This is a genomic window from Corallococcus sp. AB030 (assembly GCF_003668965.1).
Classification (GTDB): domain Bacteria; phylum Myxococcota; class Myxococcia; order Myxococcales; family Myxococcaceae; genus Corallococcus; species Corallococcus exiguus.
In genome coordinates, this window is sequence record NZ_RAWQ01000384.1 from 1 (window position 1) to 3,750 (window position 3,750).

Sequence of the window (3,750 nt, forward strand, 5' to 3'; positions counted from 1 at the left end):
GTCCAGGGTCCCCCTCACCCCGTGAAGGATGACGGCTCGACTCCCGGCGTCACGGCGCGGATGGACGCTTGCGCGCGGAGGGCTTGGGCTTGAACGCGTCGCTGCGCGGGTGGAACTCGTCGTACACCTTGCGCAGCCGGGCGCCGTTGACGTGCGTGTAGATCTGCGTCGTCGCCAGGTCCGCGTGGCCCAGCATCTGCTGCACCGCGCGCAGGTCCGCGCCGCGCTCCACCAGGTGCGTGGCGAACGAGTGGCGCAGCTTGTGTGGCGACAGCGGCTTCAGGATGCCGGCCTTCAGCGCGTAGCGCTTGAGCAGCTTCCAGAAGCCCTGCCGCGTGAAGCCTTGCCCGCGCGGCGTGACGAACAGCGCGTCCGCCTGGCGCTTGCCCAGGAACTCCGGCCGCGAATGGGCCAGGTACTCCTGGACCTTCTCAATCGCCACGCGCCCCAGCGGGACGATGCGCTCCTTGGAGCCCTTGCCCCGGGTGACGAGGTAGCCGGACGTGAGCTGCACGTTGTTGAGCTCCAGCGTGCACAGCTCCGTCACGCGCAGGCCGGTGGCGTAGAGCACCTCCAGCATGGCCTTGTCGCGCAGGCCCGTGACGGTGCGCTCGTCGGGCGCGGCGAGCAGCTGCTCCACCTCCTCCAGCGTGAGGAACACGGGCAGCTTCCGGGGCGACTTCGGCGTGTCCACGTCCTCCGTGGGGTCCTTGTCCGCCAGCCGCTCCGCCACGAGGAAGCGGTGGAAGACGCGCAGCGCGGCCAGATGGCGCGCCTGGCTGCGGCGCCCCAGGCCCCGCTTGCCCAGCGTCACCAGGTGCGCGAGCACGTCCTCCTGTTTGACGCGCGCCACGTCGTCCTTGCCGCGCGAGCGCAGGTCCTCGAAGTACACGGTGAGGTCCGCCGCGTAGGCGTCCACCGTCTTGCCGGACAGGCCCCGCTCCGCGCGGATGAAGGCGATGAACGCGTCGAGCAGTCCTTCCATGGTCCCCGGAGGCTACCGGACGCGCTCCCGAGGGCAACTCCCTGACGGCCCCACCCGTCACGACGTTGCCTTCACCCCGGGAAGCGGTCCACCCTGCCGCTTCCCACACTCGAGGAGTGACGAAGATGCGTGCACAGGCATGGATGTGGATGGCGGTCCTCACGCTGGGCAGCGTGGGCACGACGGCCCTGGCGCAGACGCCCGCGCCCGTGGCGAAGGAGCAGAAGACCCGGACGGGCAAGGTGAAGAGCGTCAGCCCGTCCAGCATCCAGCTGGAGGGCACCACCGCGGATGCCCCACCGCTCACCTACGTGGTGGACACGACGAAGCCCCAGCTCACGCAGACCCTCCAGGGCATCCGGGCCGGGGACTCCGTGAAGCTGACCTACGCCCCCAACGACGTGGGCGCGAAGGTCGTCACGGACGTGCAGAAGCAGTAGCGCCCGGCGGCGCCCCCAGGCGCCTTCAGGCCTGGGGTTCCGCCGAGGCCTCCTGGGCGTGCGCGCGCTCCAGCGCCTCCACCACCCAGGGCCAGCCCACCAGGATGTTGCCCGGCGAGCGCAGGCACGCGTCCGCCACCGCCAGCACCTCCGCCGGCCGCGAGCGCACCGCCAGCGCCAGGTGACGGCTCAGGAACGGGTGCGGCAGGTAGCTCAGGTTGTGATGCCGCACCGGCACCCAGCGCAGCGTGGGCTTCCCCGTGAAGCGCTCCACCGCGTACGCCACCGCCTGCGCCAGCACCTCCAGCGCGTAGAACGGCAGCCGGAACGCGCACATCAGGAAGGCCACCAGCGCGCTCGCCGCCACCGCGCCCGCGAAGGACACCGTCGAGGCGCTGCTCCACACCAGCATGGGCACCAGGCTGGTGGCGATGGCCGCCACCTGCACGTTGCGCACGGAGGGACCGCGCCCGCTGGACAGGCCGCCAATGCTCCCCGCGGACAGGCCGGACACGATGCCCAGGCACAGGCCCACGGTCATCGCCGCCGCGCCTCCGTGCTCCGGACCGAAGGCACCGCCCGCCGTGGCGTGCAGCCCCGCCAGCATGGACACGCTCGCCAGCGAGCCCAGCAGCACGCCCGACGCGAGCCCCGACACCAGCGCCACCACCAGCCCCACCGCGCTGCACAGCCCGGCGGAGACCAGGTACACGCCCCGCATCGGCACGCCCATCAGCCGCAGCCCCAGCCCCGCGAGCACCGTGAGGAGGGGCGACAGCACGACGAGCAGCAGCAGCATCCGCGCCACGAAGGCCCCGGCGGCGCGGCCTCCTTCGGCCTGTTCGCGCCACAGCTGCCCGATGCGGCCCGCGGGCGAGCGGATGCCCGCTTCGCGCAGCCGGTAATGCAAATCAATGGGACGGAGCACCAACAGGCCCAGCAGCGCGAGCGCGCCCGGCACCCGCTCCGGTGAGTCGACGACAGGCGTTGCTGGTAGGTCCCCCTCAGCCAAGGCTTCCCCCTCTGGAATGGATTTCAGGACTCCAGACTACCCTTGCCTTGCCTCAGGATTTCAAGCGTATCGCCTATCAGTGAAACCACCGTGGACGGCTCGTTCAAGGTGACGCCTCCGTCAAGAATCAAATCCAGCCCGTGCCCCAGCGCCGTCTTGATATCCCGAGCGTCCGAAAGAACCGTACCGTCGGTATGGGTTGCCGACGTGGTGATGAGCGGGCGGCCGAGCGCTTTCGCCAGCTCGCGGGGCAAGGCAGCGTCCGGCACTCGCAGGCCCACCTGCTTCTGCTTCGTCATCATCACCTCTGGCACCAGGCGTGTGGCCTCCAGGATGAAGGTGAAGGCACCCGGGGTGAGCCCCTTCATGGCGCGGTAGGCGAAGTTGCTCACGTGCGCGTAGCGGGCCACGTCCGACAGGTCCGGACACAGCAGTGACAAGGGCTTCTTCTTGTCGCGGCCCTTGAGCTGGTACAGCCGCTCAATGGCTTTCTTTGCGTTCAAATCACAGCCGATGCCGTAGTACGTGTCCGTGGGATAGGCGATGAGGCCGCCCTTCTCCAGCACCTCCACCGCGCGTGCGATGTGGCGGGGCGAGGGGTGTTCCACGTCCACCTCGAGGATGGGAGCGACGGCGGCGGGCATGACGGGAGGCTCCTGGAAGAGGCCACCCCCGGGGTGAGGGGGTGTGCCCCCACTATGCGCCGCCGCCCGCCTCCTCCGCACGGATTTCGCCACTGCCCATCAGCGCGCGCCGGGTGAGGACGGGCCCCACCAGTTCGTGCGCGGTGATCATCGCGATGATGAGCACCTCCACCTGCGGCCCGAAGGTCGGGAAGGTGCGCGACACCAGCGCCGCCAGGCCGAACGTCACGCCCGCCTGGGAGATGAGCCCCATCCACAGGTAGCGCTTGAGGCGCGGGTCCTCCGCGGGCGCGAACCTGCGGCACGCGCCCCAGATGGCCAGGCCGCGCAGCGCCACGAGCAGCAGCGCCGCCGGTCCCACCGTCACCAGCGTGTCCAGCCGCAGCCCCGCCCCCGCCGCGGCGAAGAAGAGCGCGAACACCGGCAGGCCCGCCTGGTTGATGGCGTGGTGGATGCGCCGGCCCTCGCGCTCGTCCAGGTTCGCGATGAGCGCTCCGGCCGCCAGCGACACCAAGAGCGGCGACAGGTGCAGCCGCGCCCCGCCTTCCGCCGCCGCGAACGACAGCCCCACGAGGAACAGCGGCAGCTCCCGGTTGACGCCTCGCATGTACAGGAGCATCGCCACGGCCAGCAGGCACCCGACCGCCACGGAGCCGAACAGCTCCCACC

Annotated in this window: 5 protein-coding genes; 1 reads left to right on the forward strand and 4 read right to left on the reverse strand. The window is 70.7% G+C overall.

Annotated elements, in window-relative coordinates:
* Positions 1-49: 49 nt before the first annotated feature.
* Positions 50-985 carry a site-specific tyrosine recombinase XerD gene (gene xerD, locus D7Y15_RS42685; protein ID WP_120581580.1) on the reverse strand — a complete coding sequence of 312 codons (936 nt, stop codon included), beginning with the start codon at positions 983-985 and terminating at the stop codon, positions 50-52.
* A gap of 125 nt (positions 986-1,110) precedes the next feature.
* Between xerD and D7Y15_RS42690 the strand changes: the two genes are divergently transcribed.
* Positions 1,111-1,425 carry a hypothetical protein gene (locus D7Y15_RS42690; RefSeq protein ID WP_126934139.1) on the forward strand — a complete coding sequence of 105 codons (315 nt, stop codon included), beginning with the start codon at positions 1,111-1,113 and terminating at the stop codon, positions 1,423-1,425.
* Between the two features lie 25 nt (positions 1,426-1,450).
* On the opposite strand, the gene D7Y15_RS42695 is transcribed toward D7Y15_RS42690, so the two are convergent.
* From D7Y15_RS42695 to D7Y15_RS42705, 3 genes are all read right to left on the reverse strand, one after another.
* A complete protein-coding gene (locus tag D7Y15_RS42695) occupies positions 1,451-2,437 on the reverse strand; it encodes a hypothetical protein (RefSeq protein WP_120581578.1) in 987 nt (328 codons plus the stop codon).
* 23 nt (positions 2,438-2,460) lie between these two features.
* Positions 2,461-3,081 (reverse strand): L-threonylcarbamoyladenylate synthase, encoded by a 621-nt coding sequence (locus D7Y15_RS42700; protein ID WP_121756135.1) that lies wholly within the window; start codon positions 3,079-3,081, stop codon positions 2,461-2,463.
* A 52-nt stretch (positions 3,082-3,133) separates the two neighbouring features.
* The coding region (locus tag D7Y15_RS42705; RefSeq protein WP_199746066.1) for a cation:proton antiporter at positions 3,134-3,750 on the reverse strand (617 nt) is incomplete at its 5' end.

Bases quoted from the DNA above. Each gene is read 5' to 3' on its own strand.
- xerD (WP_120581580.1), bottom strand. From the start codon at position 985: ATGGAAGGACTGCTCGACGCGTTCATCGCCTTCATCCGCGCGGAGCGG.
- D7Y15_RS42690 (WP_126934139.1), top strand. From the start codon at position 1,111: ATGCGTGCACAGGCATGGATGTGGATGGCGGTCCTCACGCTGGGCAGC.
- D7Y15_RS42700 (WP_121756135.1), bottom strand. From the start codon at position 3,081: ATGCCCGCCGCCGTCGCTCCCATCCTCGAGGTGGACGTGGAACACCCC.